General features: G+C 72.1%; 15 protein-coding genes. 9 read left to right on the forward strand and 6 right to left on the reverse strand.

The window, feature by feature from the left end; all coding sequences use genetic code 11:
• The first annotated feature begins 183 nt into the window (after nucleotides 1–183).
• Nucleotides 184–951: an enoyl-CoA hydratase/isomerase family protein gene (locus ACME2J_RS00005; RefSeq protein WP_495542797.1), complete on the forward strand. Its 768-nt coding sequence runs from the start codon at nucleotides 184–186 to the stop codon at nucleotides 949–951.
• A gap of 22 nt (nucleotides 952–973) precedes the next feature.
• Here ACME2J_RS00005 and ACME2J_RS00010 read toward each other — a convergent pair whose 3' ends face one another.
• Genes ACME2J_RS00010 through ACME2J_RS00020 form a run of 3 tightly spaced genes read right to left on the reverse strand, consistent with a single transcriptional unit; the run spans nucleotide 974 to nucleotide 4,086 of the window.
• Complete coding sequence (locus tag ACME2J_RS00010) at nucleotides 974–1,387, reverse strand: type II toxin-antitoxin system VapC family toxin (protein WP_495542798.1); 414 nt, start codon at nucleotides 1,385–1,387, stop codon at nucleotides 974–976.
• 7 nt (nucleotides 1,388–1,394) lie between these two features.
• Nucleotides 1,395–1,667 carry a type II toxin-antitoxin system Phd/YefM family antitoxin gene (locus ACME2J_RS00015; protein WP_495542799.1) on the reverse strand — a complete coding sequence of 91 codons (273 nt, stop codon included), beginning with the start codon at nucleotides 1,665–1,667 and terminating at the stop codon, nucleotides 1,395–1,397.
• Nucleotides 1,668–1,698: 31 nt separating this feature from the next.
• Nucleotides 1,699–4,086 carry a glycoside hydrolase family 31 protein gene (locus ACME2J_RS00020; protein WP_495542800.1) on the reverse strand — a complete coding sequence of 796 codons (2,388 nt, stop codon included), beginning with the start codon at nucleotides 4,084–4,086 and terminating at the stop codon, nucleotides 1,699–1,701.
• A gap of 215 nt (nucleotides 4,087–4,301) precedes the next feature.
• Here ACME2J_RS00020 and ACME2J_RS00025 point away from each other — a divergent pair, with 215 nt between their 5' ends.
• From ACME2J_RS00025 to ACME2J_RS00045, 5 genes are all read left to right on the forward strand, one after another.
• Nucleotides 4,302–5,468 carry a LuxR C-terminal-related transcriptional regulator gene (locus tag ACME2J_RS00025; protein WP_495542801.1) on the forward strand — a complete coding sequence of 389 codons (1,167 nt, stop codon included), beginning with the start codon at nucleotides 4,302–4,304 and terminating at the stop codon, nucleotides 5,466–5,468.
• A 36-nt stretch (nucleotides 5,469–5,504) separates the two neighbouring features.
• Entirely contained in the window at nucleotides 5,505–7,169 is a 1,665-nt protein-coding gene (locus ACME2J_RS00030) for a ferritin family protein (protein ID WP_495542802.1), read from the forward strand.
• Nucleotides 7,166–8,251, forward strand: coding sequence for a ferritin family protein (locus ACME2J_RS00035; protein ID WP_495542803.1), 1,086 nt, complete (start codon nucleotides 7,166–7,168; stop codon nucleotides 8,249–8,251). The genes ACME2J_RS00030 and ACME2J_RS00035 overlap by 4 nt, the downstream gene beginning before the upstream one ends.
• 40 nt (nucleotides 8,252–8,291) lie before the next feature.
• Complete coding sequence (locus tag ACME2J_RS00040) at nucleotides 8,292–9,872, forward strand: GMC family oxidoreductase (protein ID WP_495542804.1); 1,581 nt, start codon at nucleotides 8,292–8,294, stop codon at nucleotides 9,870–9,872.
• An 83-nt stretch (nucleotides 9,873–9,955) separates the two neighbouring features.
• The gene (locus tag ACME2J_RS00045) at nucleotides 9,956–11,188 is read left to right on the forward strand and encodes a PucR family transcriptional regulator (protein ID WP_495542805.1); all 1,233 of its coding nucleotides are present in this window, start codon (nucleotides 9,956–9,958) and stop codon (nucleotides 11,186–11,188) included.
• Between the two features lie 16 nt (nucleotides 11,189–11,204).
• On the opposite strand, the gene ACME2J_RS00050 is transcribed toward ACME2J_RS00045, so the two are convergent.
• On the reverse strand, nucleotides 11,205–11,516 hold the full coding sequence (locus ACME2J_RS00050) for a hypothetical protein (RefSeq protein WP_495542806.1): 312 nt from the start codon (nucleotides 11,514–11,516) through the stop codon (nucleotides 11,205–11,207).
• 155 nt (nucleotides 11,517–11,671) lie between these two features.
• A complete protein-coding gene (locus ACME2J_RS00055; protein WP_495542807.1) occupies nucleotides 11,672–12,916 on the reverse strand; it encodes a cytochrome P450 in 1,245 nt (414 codons plus the stop codon).
• A gap of 206 nt (nucleotides 12,917–13,122) precedes the next feature.
• Here ACME2J_RS00055 and ACME2J_RS00060 point away from each other — a divergent pair, with 206 nt between their 5' ends.
• Complete coding sequence (locus ACME2J_RS00060; protein ID WP_495542808.1) at nucleotides 13,123–14,001, forward strand: SDR family oxidoreductase; 879 nt, start codon at nucleotides 13,123–13,125, stop codon at nucleotides 13,999–14,001.
• Complete coding sequence (locus ACME2J_RS00065) at nucleotides 13,998–15,233, forward strand: cytochrome P450 (RefSeq protein WP_495542809.1); 1,236 nt, start codon at nucleotides 13,998–14,000, stop codon at nucleotides 15,231–15,233. Before ACME2J_RS00060 ends, ACME2J_RS00065 begins: the two co-directional genes overlap by 4 nt.
• A gap of 39 nt (nucleotides 15,234–15,272) precedes the next feature.
• Here the strand turns inward: ACME2J_RS00065 and ACME2J_RS00070 are convergent, their stop codons facing one another.
• Complete coding sequence (locus tag ACME2J_RS00070) at nucleotides 15,273–15,956, reverse strand: TetR/AcrR family transcriptional regulator (RefSeq protein ID WP_495542810.1); 684 nt, start codon at nucleotides 15,954–15,956, stop codon at nucleotides 15,273–15,275.
• A gap of 99 nt (nucleotides 15,957–16,055) precedes the next feature.
• Between ACME2J_RS00070 and ACME2J_RS00075 the strand changes: the two genes are divergently transcribed.
• The gene (locus tag ACME2J_RS00075; RefSeq protein ID WP_495542811.1) at nucleotides 16,056–16,688 is read left to right on the forward strand and encodes a TetR/AcrR family transcriptional regulator; all 633 of its coding nucleotides are present in this window, start codon (nucleotides 16,056–16,058) and stop codon (nucleotides 16,686–16,688) included.
• Nucleotides 16,689–16,732 lie beyond the last annotated feature (44 nt).

Raw genomic sequence — 16,732 nt, forward strand, 5'->3', positions numbered from 1 at the left:
CGGCCGACAACCACCCGTCCAACGGCTGAACAACCTGCTCGGGACTTACACCTAGACGAGCTCGACCACGCAGCGGATCCCGGGGGCGCGGGGCCGTCTCGACCGGCCGCGGGTTGTCCATCTCTCCGACCCGCCCGCCGCGCGCGGTTGTCGCCGCCCGCCGCGCCGAGGACGATCGGCTGCATGCCTGCGCCACGTCTCGCCGACTACGCCGACCGCTTCGAGACGATCCGCCTCGAGCGCGAGGAGGGGATCCTCCAGATCACGCTGCACAGCGACGGCGCCTCGCTGCAGTGGGGCATGCTGCCCCACGAGGAGCTCGGCTACTGCTTCGAGGCGGTGGCCGCCGACCGCGAGAACGAGGTGGTGATCCTCACCGGCAGCGGCGAGGACTTCATCGCCGAGATGGCGCCGGGCAACCTCGGCGAGGTGACGCCGCAGGGCTGGGACCACGTGCTCGCCGACGGCCGCCGGCTGCTCATGCGGCTGCTCGACATCGACGTGCCGGTGATCGGCGCGGTCAACGGGCCGGCGCTCATCCACAACGAGCTCGCGGTTCTCAGCGATCTCGTCATCGCCGCCGAGCACGCGACGTTCCAAGACCTGCCGCACTACCCGTCGGGGCTCGTCCCCGGCGACGGCATGCAGGTCGTCTGGCAGGAGCTGCTGGGCCCGAACCGCGCCCGGTGGTTCCTGCTCACGGGCGAGACGCTGACGGCGCAGCGGGCGCTCGAGCTCGGCGTGGTCGGCGAGGTCCTCCCGGCGGAGGATCTGCTGCCGCGGGCGTGGGAGCTCGCGCGGATGCTCAAGGAGCGCCCTGTCCTCACCCGGCGCTACTCGCGCCTCGTCCTCACCCAGCGCTTCAAGCACCTCATGCTCGACCAGCTCTCGCTGGGGCTCGCGGTCGAGGGCCTCGCCGCGGTCGACTTCCGGCCGGAGGACACCGCCTGACGGGCGGCGTAGCCGTCGGCCCTCAGAGGCCCGGGGCGATCGTCCGCAGCCCCGCGAGTCGCGCGGCTGCCGCCTGGCGCACGTCGTAGGTGACGAACGCGTCGATCGGATGGAGGTCGAGCGCCGTGGCGACGTGGATCGCGTCGAGGGCACGGAGCGCGGGCTCGGTGAACGCTCCGGCGCCCGCGAGCACCGCGCGGTCGACGGGGCGCAGGCCGAGGGCGTCGATCAGCTGTCCGGTCCGCTCGAGCAGGAGCTCGAGAGGCAGCTCGGGGTCCGATGCCGCTGCGCGTCGCACGGCACGAGGGATCTCGGTGAGGACCAGCTCGCTGCTGACGACGTCGGCGTCCTCGAGGTAGCGCCGCAGAGACGGGGACGCGGCTTCGTCGCGGACGAGCTTGACGAGCGCCGAGGCGTCCGCGTAGAGGAGCGGCACCTCGCGCTCAGCGTTCTCCGCGGATCTCGTCGAGTGCTCGGCTCAGCGCCTGCGGGTCCCCGGGAAGCTCCAGCGGCGCCGGGAGGCCCGTCCGCGCGGGGCGGGACACCCGGCCTTCGGCGATCAGCCGGTCGAGTTCGCGGCCGGTCGTCGGCGGCGGACCGAGCTCAGCGACGGGGCGGTTGCGGTCGGTCACCACCAGCCGTTCACCGGAGGCGACGCGGCGCAGATAGAGGCTCAGGTTCTGGCGCAGCTCGGCGATGCCGACCGACTCGCTCATGTACACGAAGGTAGCAGGAGCCGGCCGTCCCTCAGCGCGACCGCGCGCGTGCCCAGCGCACGACGATGCGCGTGTCGCGGTCGGTGCGCACCCGGCCGGTGGTGAACGTCGCGGTCCGGCTCGCCGGTTCGTAGTCCGCGCGCACGCGCCGGCCGGCGACCGTCACCGCTCGCGGCCGGTCGATGCCGAGGACGGTGACGTCGTAGGTGCGGCGGGGGAGGCCGGTGAAGCGCCCGCGGCGCGCGGCGATCGTGACGACCGTCGCGCCGCGTGCCCGGCGCTGGGTCACCGTCGTCGTCGCGCTCTCGCCGTCCTCGTGGGCGAGGCCCTCGCCGGCGTCCTCGTAGATCGTCGTCGACCCGTTGCCCCGGCGGACGTGGAGGTCGAGCGTCGGTGCGGGCGCGGCCGAGGTCGTCGCGACCGGTGGCTGCAGCGCGAGGACCGAGCCGGCGCGGGCGAAGACCGGCATCCGCTCGAGCGGCACGGACAGCGTCTTCGTCGCCGGCCCGCGGTGGCGCTCGCCGGTGAAGAGGTCCTGCCAGGTGCCGGGCGGGAACCACACGCGGACCTCGGCGGGATCGCCCGGGCGCGCGACCGGGGCGACGAGGAGGTCGTCGCCGAGCGTGTACTGGGACGGGTGCTCGTAGGCCTCGTCGAGGTCGGGCCACTGCAGGTGGAGCGCGCGGACCATCGGCATGCCGGTGTCGCGGGCCTCACGGGCGAGGGCGTAGAGGTGGGGGACGAGCGCCTCGCGCAAACGGAGGAAGTCCGCCGCCGTGCGTCCGGCCTTCCCCCGGTACTCCCACGGCAGCCGGAACCCGTGGTGGGAGTGCAGGCGGTCGAGCGGCTGGAAGGTCCCGAGCTGCATCCACCGCGCGTAGAGCTCGGGGTCGAGGGCGGGCCGCTGCGGCGAGATGAACGGCGAGAGCGCGTTGCACACCGCGCCGGGTGTCTGCCCGTGGAACGTCCCGATGTCATGGCTCACGTAGGCCATGCCGATGCTGCCCGCCGCCGCCGTGAACTCGGAGGCGAAGCCGAGCTGGCGCCAGTTCGCGCACGTGTCTCCGGTGAACTGCAGCGCGTGGCGATGCTCGGCGAACGCGCCGTTGCCGACGCGGCCGTCGAAGCCGGCCTGGAAGGACCCGCCGATCCGCTGGAAGGACGGCCACCGCGAGCCGCGCGCCCGCGACCGGCGCGTGTAGGCGCGGTTGATCCAGGTGTCGGGCGTGAGCCCGGGGACGTCGAGGCGGCTGCCGTCGCAGCACCAGTCGAGCCACCAGAAGCCCACGCCGTCGCGCTCGAAGTCCTCGTGGAGCGCGAAGTACGCGTCGAGCTGCCGGGGGTCGCCCCAGTCGAAGACCTTGCACTCCCCGCGCGTGTCGGCCTGCAGGACGAGGCAGCCGGAGTCCGAGGCGAGCGGGACGCCCGCTCGCCGCTCGGTCTCCGCGTACAGCGGGTCGCTCGTGCTGATCGACGGGTGGACGTTGAGGCCCACCTCGAGGTCGGCCTCGTCGCGCGCCCACCGCAGGAACTCCGCGGGGTCGGGGTAGAGCCCGCGGTTCCAGTCCCAGCCGTTCCACGAGTAGGGGAGGCCGGGCGCCCCCGAGGCGGCGGCCGCGACCGCCGAGCCGGCCGGGTCGAGCACCCGCTTGAAGTCCGTGTCGATCGAGATCGTGTCGAGCGGCACGCGCTCGTCGCGGAACCGCTGCACGATCGCGCGCCAGTCGGCGTCGCCGTAGGGCCACCAGCGCGAGAACCACACGCCGAACGCCTTGCGCGGCAGGAGCGGCGTGGGGCCGGTGAGCGTGCGCAGGTCCCGCAGGGCACGCGGGTGGTCGTCGCCGTAGACGAAGAGGTAGAGGTCCTCGTAGGCCCCCTCGCGCCCCGGCCGCGGCGTCGCCGTCTCGCCGGCGACGAGCGCGGTGTCGGTGTCGTCGAGCAGGTACCACCCGGCCCGCGAGAGGACGCCCTCGTGCAGCGGGACCGGCCCGTCGGTGAGGTCGAGCGAGCGCCGCCAGCCGCCGAGCGGCGCGGGGTTCGGCCCCGGCCGCGGCCGCAGCAGCGTCCCGTCGTCGAGTCGGATGGTGAGGTCGCCCGCGTCGAGGGGGCCGCTCCCGCGCCGCCAGCGCAGGCGCAGCCGCGACGTGCGGATGATCCGGTCCCCGCCGCGGACGGTCGTGCGGACCTTCGGCGCCGTCGTCAGCCGGCCCTCCGTCGTCAGCGTCCGTCGGTCCTCGAAGCGCCCGTCGGCCGCGTGCTGCACGCGGATGAGCGACGGGCTGAGGACCTCGAAGCGCGTCGTGCCGTCGGTGATCGTGCGACTCGCCGCGGCGGCCGGCGGGGCGCCTGACGCGAGGGCGACCGTCAGCGCGGCCGCTGCGGCGACGATCGAAGGACGGCAGCGGCGACGTTCGGACACGGCGCAGACCGTAGTCGCACCCAGAGCGAGAGGTCGCGTCGCGCCGGCCGCTGCAGGCCCGTCTCATCCCTTCGGAGGAGAACCCTCCACCGCTCCTTGCCCGGGAGCGGGTCGCGCACTACCGTCGCCGGGACGGACACCGGCGTCGCGTCGATGCTGCGCCCGCCCGGGATGGGAGCACGAGGGGAGGCACTGTGGCGCGCGATGACGAGCGGGTGACCGAGGACATCTGGACGACCGCGCGCGAGCTGCTCGGCCGCGTCGACGAGCTGCTCGAGGCCGACGTCGACAAGACCCACGGTGAGCCGAGCCTCGAGAGGTCGCTCCGCGACGCGGAGAGGCGCCTGCTCGACGCGCTCCGCGAGGCGACGGTCCGCGACCCGACGATCGCGGATCTCTCGGCCACGCTCGCCGAGGTCTTCGAGGCGCGCGACCTCGTGCGGCGCTCGGCGATGGAGCGACGGCTCGACGCGAGCGACCGGGTCCGCCGCGCCCTCACCGAGCTGCGCGCCGCGCCGACGGCGGCGGCGGTGATGGACCGCGGCGTGAAGGTCCTCTGCACCCACTGCGGCTTCGATCGCGCGTTCCTGTTCCGCGTCGAGAACTCCGAGATGGTGTGCGAGAGCGTCTACTTCGTCGAGCGGCCGGAGTGGGCGAGGGAGTTCCACGAGCTCGCGCAGGTCGAGCGGCCGCAGCTCACCCACCAGCTCCTCGAGACCGAGATGATCCGCCGCCGGGCCCCGGTGATGATCCAGAGCCCCGCCACCGACCCGCGGACGTTCAAGCCGCTCGTCCTCCCGGTGAAGACGCGGTCCTACGTCGCGGCGCCGGTGATGCCCGACGACCGGGTGATGGGCTTCATCCACGCCGACTGCTACTTCCAGGGCCGCGATGTCGACGAGATCGACCGCGACACGCTGTGGGCGTTCGCCGAGGGCTTCGGGTTCGCCATCGACCGCGCCCTGCTCGTCGAGCGCGTGAACACGCAGCGCGCGGAGGTCGCGCGCCTCGTCGCGGCGACGAACGAGGTCCTCACCGACCTCTCGGCGGCCGAGCTGCGGATGACGCGCGAGGCGCCGGGGAACGCGAAGCTCGCCGGCGTGTCCGCCGCCTCGCTCCTGCCCCCGGGGGCCAGTCACATGAGCGGCGTGCTCACGCCGCGCGAGCACGAGGTCGTCGCGCTCCTCGCCGAGGGCGCGACGAACTCGGCGATCGCCCGCCGCCTCGTCGTGTCCGAGGCGACCGTGAAGTCGCACGTGAAGAACGTCATGCGCAAGCTGCGGGCGAACAACCGCGCGCAGGCCGTCGCGAAGTACCGGCGGATCTTCGTGGAACGCACCGCGACGGCGGGCGAGGATGAGCGATCTCATCCCTTCGACTGATTGAGGCCGCCGTGAGGGGCGACCTAGTGTCGCTGCATGTCCACCAAGGCGCGTCGACGCAGCATCACGGCGACTCACGAGCGCATCTCGCAGCTCGGCTGGGACCACACCTACCACGACCCGGTCCCGCGGTACCCGACGAGGTACCACATCCCCGCGAAGTCGAAGGACCCCATGAAGCAGATCATGCGGGAGTACCTGCCGATGGAGCTCGAGAAGGACGAGCGCGTCTTCGGCGGCCAGGACACGGCGGTGCGGGCCGACATGCCGCACAAGACGCACGAGCGCTGGATCGAGATCCTCAAGCCGTTCCTCACCGTCACCAACTACGCGGAGATCGGGGCCGGCCGCTGCATGGCCATGCTCATCGACGCGATCCCGTCGAACGAGCTGCGCAACGGCTACCACGTCCAGTACGTCGACGAGGTGCGCCACACGGGCATGCAGATGTCGCTCGGCCGCTGGTACGCCAAGAACGCCCCGGACCCCGGCGGCTGGAACCAGATGATGCGCGCGATGCCCCGGGACATCTTCACGCTCGGCGGCATGAACTTCGCCAGCCAGTTCATGGTCGGCGACCCGATCCAGTGCGCGTTCACCCTCCAGGTCGTCGCGGAGACCGCGTTCACCAACGTCGCCTTCGTCGCGCTCCCGGACGTCGCCGCGCGCAACGGCGACTTCACGCTCCCGACGACGTACCTGTCGGTCCAGTCCGACGAGGCCCGCCACATCTCCAACGGCTACGCGACGCTGCTCACGGTCCTGCAGGACGACCGGAACATCCCGTTCATCGAGCGCGACCTGCAGCAGGCGTGGTGGGTCAACCACTCGTTCCTCGACGTCTTCTCCGCGGTCGTCATGGAGTACTTCTCCAAGGACCGCTCCGACCCCGAGTCCTTCCTCGACAAGTGGGACCGCTGGATCCGCGACGACTGGTATCGCGCGTACATCCTCAAGATGGGCAAGCTCGGCCTCGACCTGCCCTCCGACATCTTCGACCGCGCGCGGGAGCGCATCACGAAGGGCCTGCACCACAAGATCGCGATGCTCGCCTTCGCGACCTGGCCCATGCACTTCTGGCGCTTCGACGGCCTCGACGAGCGCGACTTCGAGTGGTTCGAGGCGAAGTACCCGGGCTGGTACGACGAGTACGGCTTCTTCTGGGAGGCCTACAGCCAGGTCGACGACCGCGCCGACCGCTCCCTCCTGCTCTCGGGCCTCCTCGCCGAGGCGCCCCCGTTCTGCTGGACGTGCACGATGCCGTCCGTCATCGACGAGGACCAGTGCCACCGGGTCGTCGACGACCGCACGCGCTTCTACTGCTCGAAGGAGTGCCGCTGGATCGACGAGAGCAACCCCGGCCGCTACACCGGCGACCGCAACTACTTCGACCGCTTCCACGGCATGGACCTCGCCGACGTCGTGAGGGACCTCGGGTTCGTCCGCGCCGACGGCTCCACCCTCATGGGCCAGCCGCACCTCCGCGACGACAAGTGGACGCTCGACGACCTGCGTGCCGTCGGCGTCGAGGTCGAGAGCCCGAACATCAACCGGGCGAAGGCGCTCGGCCTCCCGTCCGGCGACCACGCCGCGGCCTTCCGCGAGGGCGTCAACGTCGCGACGGGCGTCAACGGCGGGCCCGGGCAGGTCTTCGCGAAGAGCCTCGACATGCCCTACCCGAGCGAGGAGGTCACGGCATGAGCACCGCACCCCCGGCCAAGAAGGTCGACGACGGCGGCGGGCGCCGCAGCAGCGACGACAGCGAGAGGACCTTCGCGTCGTTCACGCCGGCGAAGCGCCGCGCGTCGATGTACGAGGACGTGACGATGGACTCGCAGCCGTCGCTGCGCCGCCACGTCGAGCGCGGCTGGCCGCTGGCGTTCGACGGGCTGCACGGCGTCTGGAGCGACGACTCGACGCGGCTCGACGTCCACGACTGGCACGACTTCCGCGACCCCGCGCAGTGGTGGGAGCGGCCGTACTACCAGCTCGGCACCCAGTGGGAGCGGCAGATCGAGGCCGCCGTCACGCAGGGCACCTACGACCAGATGCTCACGGACTTCGACCCCGGCTGGGTCGAGTTCCTGCGCGCGAACCTCCTCGTGCCGGCGTTCGTCCAGCACGGCCTGTGGCTCGCGACCGCGGCGGCCGGGCGCGACACGCTGTCGGACACCCTCACGCACGCCGTCGTGTTCCAGGCGGCGACGAAGCAGCGCTTCGCGCAGTCCCTCGTCCTCTACTCGCTCGACCTCGAGCCGCACTTCGGCGACTTCCCCATGGAGGAGGCGAGGCAGCGCTGGCTCACGCACCCGGCCTGGCAGCCGACCCGCCGCTTCGTCGAGCGCCTGCGGACGGTCGTCGACTGGGGCGAGGGGATCGTCGCGGTCAACGTCTGCTTCGAGCCGATCCTCGGCGTGCTCATCCAGCGCGAGCTCGGCATGCGCGCCGCGGCGGCCAACGGCGACACCATCACCCCCACGCTCGGGCACGTCGCCCAGGCGGAGTGGCGCTGGGCGAGCGACTGGACCGCCGCGTTCACGAGGCTCGTCCTCGAGGACGAGGAGCACGGCGCACGCAACCGGGAGCTCGTCGGCGGCTGGATCCGCGACTGGATGCCCGAGGCCCTCGAGGCCGCCCAGGCGCTCGAGGGGATCGTCGACGAGATGCCGGTCTCGATCGACTTCGACATCGCACGCGAGCGGACGCTGCGGGACGCCGAGGCGTTCTGGACGGCCGCGGGCGTCGCCGACCTCGTCGGCACGCCGCAGTCCGCCGCCGGCTGACGCCGGCCGGCCCACACCCACCAAGAGGAGAGAGACACCGATGTACGACTACGTGATCGTGGGAGCCGGATCGTCCGGATGCGTGCTCGCCAACCGCCTGAGCGAGGACCCCGACGTCCGCGTGTGCCTCGTCGAGGCCGGCGGCGAGGACACCGACATCGAGATCCACATCCCCGCCGCGTTCGGCGCGCTCTTCAAGAGCCGGCGCGACTGGGACTACTCGACGGAGCCGGAGAAGGCGCTCGGAGGCCGTCGCATGTACCTCCCGCGCGGCCGGATGCTCGGCGGCTGCTCGTCGATGAACGCGATGATCTACATCCGCGGCAACCGCGCCGACTTCGACGAGTGGGCGGCGATGGGCGCCGAGGGCTGGTCCTACGAGGAGGTCCTCCCGTTCTTCCTCAAGTCGGAGGACAACGAGCGCGGCGAGGATGCCTTCCACGGCGTCGGCGGGCCGCTCCCGGTCCGCGAGAGCCGCTCGATGAACCCTCTCGCCACGGCGTTCGTCGAGGCGGCGAAGCAGGCGGGCCACGAGGAGAACCCGGACTTCAACGGCCCCCGGCAGGAGGGCGTGGGCCGCTACCAGGTGACGCAGCGGGACGGCATGCGCGCGAGCACGGCCGCGACCTTCCTGCATCCCGTGGAGGACCGCGAGAACCTCACGGTCATCACCGACGCGCTCGTCACCGACGTCATCATCGAGGACGGTCGCGCGCGCGGCGTCCGGCTCGACCATCCCGAGCTGGACGAGCTGCGCGCCGAGCGCGAGGTGATCCTCTCCGCCGGTGCCTACGGGTCGGCGCACCTGCTCATGCTCAGCGGCGTGGGGCCCGCCGAGCAGCTCTCGCTGCTCGGCCTGGACGTCGTCGCGGACCTCCCCGTCGGCGAGAACATGCAGGACCACTGCATGGTGCTCGTCAACTACCTCACCGCGAACACCGAGTCGCTCATGACCGCGATGAACGACGAGAACGTCGAGCTCGTCGGCAGCGAGGGGCGCGGCCCGCTCACGTCGAACATCGGCGAGGCCGGCGGCTTCATCCGCACCCGCGAGGGGCTCGAGGGTCCGGACTGCCAGTTCCACTGCGCGCCCGTCCTCTTCTACGAGGAGGGCCTCGGGCTGCCCGTCGAGCACGGCGTCGCGTTCGGCCCGGGCGTCATCAAGCCGACGAGCCGCGGGACGCTCACGCTGCGCGGCCCGAGCCCGCACGTGAAGCCGCGGATCGTCCACAACTACCTCGCCACCGAGGAGGACAAGGCGACGATCGTCGCGGGGCTGCGCACGACGCTCGAGATCGCCGAGCAGGAGGCGATGCGCGCCGTCATCACCGACGACTTCGTCACCCCGTCGGCCGACGCGACGGACGAGGAGCTGTGGGAGTTCGCGCAGAAGAACGTCCAGACGATCTACCACCCGACCTCGACGTGCGCGATCGGCGCCGTCGTCGACCCCCAGCTGCGGGTGAAGGGGATCGAGGGCCTCCGCGTCGCCGATGCGTCGATCATGCCGACGATCGTCCGCGGGAACACGAACGCGGCCTGCATCATGATCGGCGAGAAGGCCGCCGCGATGATCCGCGAGGAGTCGAAGGACGCCTCCCTGGCCTCTTCCGCCGTGTGATGAGGGGCCCGGCCGGCGCGTCGACCACAGGGCGGGAGCCCGAGGTCGGCGCGCCGCCCCGGCCGTCCACGGCGCTCTCCGCCGTGGCGGCCTCGCTCGTCGACGGGCTCGAGGCCCGCACGACGGAGACGGCGCGGGAGGCGACGGAGACGATCTTCGCCGAGATCCCCGCCTACCGCAGCGCGTACGACACCGCGTTCTTCGCCGACGTCTGCCGGCACGTGGAGCTGCACCTCGAGGCGCTCGTCCGGTCGCTGCGCAGCGGCGGGCCGCCCACGCCGGACGACCTCCACTTCGTCCGGGCGCCGACGACGCGGCGGGCGCAGCGCAGGATCGCGCTCGCCGACTTCCTCCATGCGTTCCGCATCGGTCTGCGGCACTTCTGGGGCGCGCTGCGCAGCGGCGCCCACGACGACGCCTCGCGCACGGAGGCGCTCACGCTCGTCGACCCGATCGCCGAGTACATCAACGTCGCGTCGACCCGGGTCGCGGAGGTCTACGTCGAGGTGGAGCAGCTGCTCGTCGCCGACGGCGAGCGGGTGCGTCGCGACCTGCTCGAGGACCTCCTCGGCGCGGTGCCGGTGCGACCGGGTCCACGCGCCCGCGCGCTCGAGGCCGCCGGTCTCGCGCCGAATCGGTCGTGCGTCGTCGTCACCGCGAACTGCGACGCCGCGGCGGACATGGCGCGGATCCGGCTCGCGGCCGGCGCGATCGGGCGCGTCGCCGGCCGGGCCTCGGCTCCGCTCGCGGTGCAGCGAGGCGACGAGATCGTCGCGGTCCTCCCGGTCGAGCCCGGCGACGGCGCCGCCCTGCACGACGCGCTCCGTCGCTTCGCCGCGCAGCTCCGTGACGAGGGCACGGTCCTCGAGATCGGGGCGAGCACGATCGTCGGCGGCCTGCGCGATGTTCCCGAGGCCTACTCCGAGGCGTGCGTGGCCCGGGCGACCGCGGCCGACGGGGACCGCGTCGTCAGCCTCTGCGCGATGAGCGCCTTCGAGTACCTCACGCTCACGGGGGATCCGACCGCGGCGCGGATGGTGGCGCCCGAGATCGCGCGGCTCGTCGACGAGGACCTCGAGGCGGGCGGCGCGCTCACGAGCACGCTGCTCGCCTACGCCGACGCCGACCTCAACGTGAAGGTGGCCGCGGAGCGCCTGTACGTGCACGTGAACACCGCGCACAACCGGCTCGGCCGGATCGCCGAGCGCACCGGCCGGGACCTCCGCCGGCTCGGCGACGTCATCGAGCTGCTGATCGCGATCAACCTGCGCCGCGGCCCGGCGCAGCCCGGACGGCGTCGTCCGTCCGGGCCGTGAGCGGCCGGGCCTGCGTTCAGAGCTGCTCCACGTAGGAGACCATCATCAGCGCGAAGAGCACCGTGAGGGTGAGGCCCGCGACGGTGAGCGGCAGCAGGACGATCCGCTGGATCGCCTTCACGCGCGCGTGCTGAGCGGCGCGGCGCTCGCTGGTCGCGCGGACCGCCGCCGCGATGGAGACACCGGAGGCGGCCGGTCCGTGCCCGGGGCCGGCCGGCGCGTCGACGGCGGCGTCGAGGGCCGCGAGCGTCGCGTCGGCCGCAGCGGTCACGGCCTCGGCCTCGGTCTCGGTGTCCGCGTGGTCGTCAGGGCGAGTGGCTGTGAGCATGCGGGCGACCGTACGGCGGCGCCCTCCGCGGTCCCACGGCCCTCGCCCCCAGCGTTCCGGCGGCGTCGGTGTGTGCGGATCACAACGTGACGGACCGGACGCGCGCCGGCGCTCGTGCGGCGCACCGGCGAGGTCCGTGACATGCTCTTCGGCGGCTACGCCGCGCGCGGCCCGAGGCGCACCGGGAGCGTCGTGTACTGGTTGACGAAGATCGCCGTCGCCCACGTCGGGCCGTCCTCGAGCTCCATCTCGGGGTAGCGCTTCAGCGTCTCCTCGAACATCACGCGCAGCTCGAGCCGGGCGAGGGCGGTGCCGAGGCAGAAGTGCCGGCCGCCGCCGCCGAACGCCTGGTGCTCGGGGTTGCGCGTGACGTCGAAGGCCTCGGGGTCCTCGTAGACGCTCTCGTCGCGGCCGGAGGACGGGTACCACATGAGCACCTTGTCGCCCTTCTTGATCTCGACGCCCCCGAGCTCGGTGTCCTCGGTCGCGGTGCGGCGGAAGTGGGCGAACGCCGGGAACATGCGCAGGCACTCCTCGACGGCCGAGGGGATGAGGCTCGGGTCCGCGAGCAGCTTCTCGCGCTGGTCGGGGTGGCGCAGGAGCGCGTGCGTCCCGCTCGAGAACACCGCCTTCGTCGAGTCGTTGCCCGCGGTGACGAGGAGGATGAAGCCCATGACGATCTCCCAGTCGGTGAGGCGGTCGCCGTCGATCTCCGCCTCCACGAGGATCGTCATGAGGTCGTCCTTGGGGTTCTCGCGCCGGTCGTCGATGAGGCTCTGGCAGCGCTCGACGATGAGGGGCACCCACTTCGCGGCGATCGCGTCGGGGCCGTCCGGGTTGATCGCGGGGTCGTCGCCCCCGACGAGCACGTTCATGAGCTCGGCCCACATCGCGTCGTCCTTCTCCGGGATCCCCATGAACGACCCGATGACCCGCGAGACGATCGGCTGGGCGATCTCGGTCACGACGTCGCAGGTCTCGCGGCCGTCGAGCCGGTCGAGGACCTCGACCGCGATCGCGCGGATGTCGTCCTCGTGCTCGGCGATGCGCTTCGGCGTGAACCCGCGCTGGAAGAGCGACTTGAGTCGCCCGTGCTTCGGCGGGTCCATGCCGATGAACATCCCCTGCTGGAGCGCGAGCGGCATCCACGGCATGCCGAGGAACCCGTCGACCTCCGAGGAGAAGGTCTTGTAGTCGCGGCTCACCTGGTGGATGAGGTCCTGTGTCGTCACGGACCAGAAGCCGCGCTCCTCGGGGTGCTCGCTCATCCCGCTCGACCAGTGCACGGGGCAGCTCTGCCGCATCTCGCGGAAGGCCTCGAGGGGCGGCCCCTCGGTCCAGTGCTCGGGATCGGCGACGCGGACGTGCTCGATCGGGCAGGTGTTCTCGGTGATGGCCATGGTCGCTCCCTCTCTCTCGCGACGTCTCCGTCGCCTTGCGGATCGCTCGAGACGGTAGGCCGCCTCTCGACGCCCTGAAATCGGGCGAAGGGAGGAGATGTCTCCTCCCCGACGCGGCTGCGCATCTGGACGCGGCCCCCGAGCAACTGGTACCGTCGCGTGGTCTGCTGTTACTGGCGAGTCGATAGCAAGGACTGAACGCATTCATGAGCACTCCTCCTCGATCCATCGCGGGCCGGACGGTCGCGATCACCGGCGGCGCCCGCGGCATCGGGCGCGCGACCGCGGTCGCGCTCGTCCGCGAGGGCGTGCGGGTCGCGATCGGCGACATCGACGGTGACCTCGCGCGGACGACCGCGGCCGAGCTCGGTGGGTCGGTCGTCGCCTTCGACCTCGACGTGACGGACCCCGCGTCGGTCGAGCGGTTCGTCGACGACGTGGAGGACGCGATCGGCCCGATCGACGTCTTCGTCAACAACGCGGGGATCATGCCGACCGTCCGCTTCCTCGACGAGGCCCCCGAGAGCATCCACCGCCAGTTCGACATCAACGTCCACGGCGTCATCCACGGGGCGCGCGCGGTGCTGCCGCGGATGATCGAGCGGGGCGACGGTCACCTCATCAACGTCGCGTCGACCGCAGGCAAGTTCGCGCCGCCTGGCATCGTCACCTACACGGCGACGAAGCACGCCGTCGTCGGCCTCACCGACGCGCTGCGCGCCGAGCTTCGCGACAGCCCGATCGCGCTGTCGGTAGTGATGCCCGTCATCGTCCGCACGGAGCTCACCGACGGGATCCCGGACACGCGCGGGGTGAAGGCGCTGAAGCCCGAGGACGTCGCCGACAACATCGTCGACGCGGTCCGCACGCGCCGCTACGAGGTCTGGTGTCCGCGGCAGATGAACCTTCTCCACCGGGTGACGAAGCTGCTCCCGCTGCGCGCGTCCGACGCGATGACTCGGATCCTGAAGGCCGATCAGGCGCTCCTCGCGGGGATCGACGCCCCGGAGCGCCAGGCCTACCTCGCTCGCATCAACGAGACGCCGGCGCTCTCCGCCGGCGAGACCCAGGAGGACAGCCGATGACGACCATCTCCGAGATGCCGGTCGACCAGATCGACCTCGGTGACCCCGAGCTCTGGAAGGACGGACCGCCCCACGAGGTCTTCGAGCGCCTGCGACGCGAGGCGCCCGTGCACTGGAGCGAGATGGCGGACTGGCCCGAGGAGACGGGCTTCTGGTCCATCACCCGGTGGGAGGACGTGCACGCGATCAGCCGCGACTGGGAGACGTTCTCCAACGAGAAACGCGGCTTCCTCGCCGTCGACCACGTCGTCCCCGTCCAGGTGCAGAACGCGATCTTCCTCGGCATGGACCCGCCGAGGCACGACCGCATCAAGGGGCTCTTCCAGCGCGGGTTCACCCCGAAGCGGATCGCCGAGCACGAGCAGACGGTCCGCGACGTCGCGCGCCGGGTCCTCGACCGGCTCGAGGGCCGTGAGACCTTCGACCTCGTCGGTGACCTCGCCGCACCGGTCGTCGGCCGGGTCATCGGCACCTTCCTCGGGACACCGGAGGAGGACGACGAGAGGTGGGCGGTCGTCGCGCAGCGCGCGATCGCGTTCGGCGACGACATCATCCAGCCCGACGGCGCGGACACCGTGCAAGAGACGCTCGTGGAGATCGTCCAGGGCGTCATGGCGATGGCCGCGGACCGGCGTGTGAACCCGACCGACGACCTCACGAGCATCCTCGTGCACGCCGAGGTCGACGGCGAGCGACTGTCCGACGACGAGATCGCCTTCGGCTTCGCGCTCCTCGTCGCGGCGGGGAACGACAGCACGAAGGCGACGTTCTCCAACGGCATGGTCGCGCTCATGCGGCACCCCGACCAGATGGCGACGCTGAGCGAGAACCCCTCGCTCGTCCCGGCCGCGGTCGAGGAGTTCCTGCGCTACGCGCCCGCCTTCGGGCACTTCGCCCGGGCGGCGACCCGCGACGTCGAGATGCACGGCAAGACGATCCGCGAGGGCGACAAGATCATCCTCTGGTACCCGTCGTCGAACCGCGACGAGTCCGTCCACGCGTGCCCGCACGCGCTCGACATCACCCGCAACCCCGAGCATCAGGCCTTCGGGGCGGGAGGCCGGCACTTCTGCCTCGGCACGGCGCTCGCCCGCCTCGAGCTGCGGGTGCTGTTCGAGGAGACCCTCTCCCGCTTCCCGAGCCTCGAGCTCATCGAGGAGCCCGAGGCCGTGCGTTCGATGTTCGTCAACCAGCCTCGCGCCGTCCACGTGCGCGTGCCCTCCGCCGGCTGAGGCGAGAAGCCGCGCGGGGGCTCCGGCCCTCGCGCGGCCTCAGTGCGCGGAGTCGAGCCGGCCGACGCCGCCGGCGGTCGCCGCGGCGCCTTCACCCATCACGGCGGCGAGCTCGTCCATGAGCCCGTGGGCGACGCGCTCTCCGGTCTCGATGACGAGGACGCGCACCTGCTCACGCGTGAGGCGCCCGTACTCGAGCCACTGGCAGGCGGCGGACTCGGCGAGCGACTGCCAGATCCGGATCATGCCGAGCCGCTCGGGCGAGAGCTCGTCGACCGGGCCGAGGCCCATGACGAGGGAGAGCTTGCGGGCGGCCTCCTCGCGGGACTGCTCGGCGAGCGCGGCGACGTCGGGATCCCCCATCCCCGCGGTGCGGACCGAGGCGAGCCAGATCTCGCGGTGGCGCTCGATGTTCGAGAGCCACTTTCCGATGCTCTCCTCGAGGCGGTCGCGCAGCGTCGTCCCGTGCCGGTACTCGGGGACGTGGACGCGCGAGGTGTCGAGCATGCGCCGCACGACCTCGACGTAGAGCCCGCGCTTCGTCCCGAAGTGGTGGTTGATGAGCCCGCGGGCGACGCCGGCCGCCTCGGCGATCTCGTCGGCGGAGACGTCGCCGAACGGACGGTCGCGGAAGACCTCGGCGGCGACCGCGACGAGCTGGTCCCGCCGCGCGTCGGCCGAGAGCCGCTCGCGGTCCTTCGTCGTCGCCTTCTCGGTCGTCATCTCAGCCTCCTGTATCTAAGATAACAACAGCTGTCCGACGGACAGTCCGAGGTGCCGGCGTCGAGCTCTCCCGATACCGCCCCCCGGTAGGCTCATGTGATGCCCGCCCGTCCGAAACGCGACTCGATGTCGCGCCGTGAGCGTCTCCCCGCCGAGGAGCGACGGCGGGCGATCGTCGGGGCGGCGACCCGGCTGTTCCGCACCGGGCACTACGCCGACGTCTCCCTCGACATGGTCGCGAAGGAGGCAGGCGTCACCCGCGGGCTCATCAACCACCACTTCGGGACGAAGCGGGGCCTCTACATCGAGGTCCTGCGGTCGGCCCTCGACGCCAACATCCTCCCGATCCCCGACTACGTCCACGGTCAGTCGCTCGCCGAGAGGCTCGCGTACGCGGTGCACGGCTGGGTGGACCGGGTGGGACGCAACCGCGAGCTGTACCTCGACTCGGTCCGTCCCCAGGCCGGCGGTGACGCCGACGTCCTCGCCGTCATCGAGGAGGCGAGGGACAAGGCGGCGGCGCGGCTCGCCGCCGTCATGGGCCTGCGGCCGATCGACGAGCTCGAGCCCGCGGAGGTCGCGGTGCTGCGCGTCACGGAGGCCGCCGCGGAGTCCGCGCTCGTCCAGTGGCTCGAGCACGAGCGGCTCGACCAGGAGGCGACGGAGGAGCTGGTGCTCGAGATCATCAGCTGGGCGGTCGCGCGGCTCCTCGGCGCCTCCGCGCTCGGCTGAGCGCCGCCGGCGGATCGACGGCACATCCGCTTCGCCCGGTCGTC

Source organism: Paraconexibacter sp. (assembly GCF_059438195.1).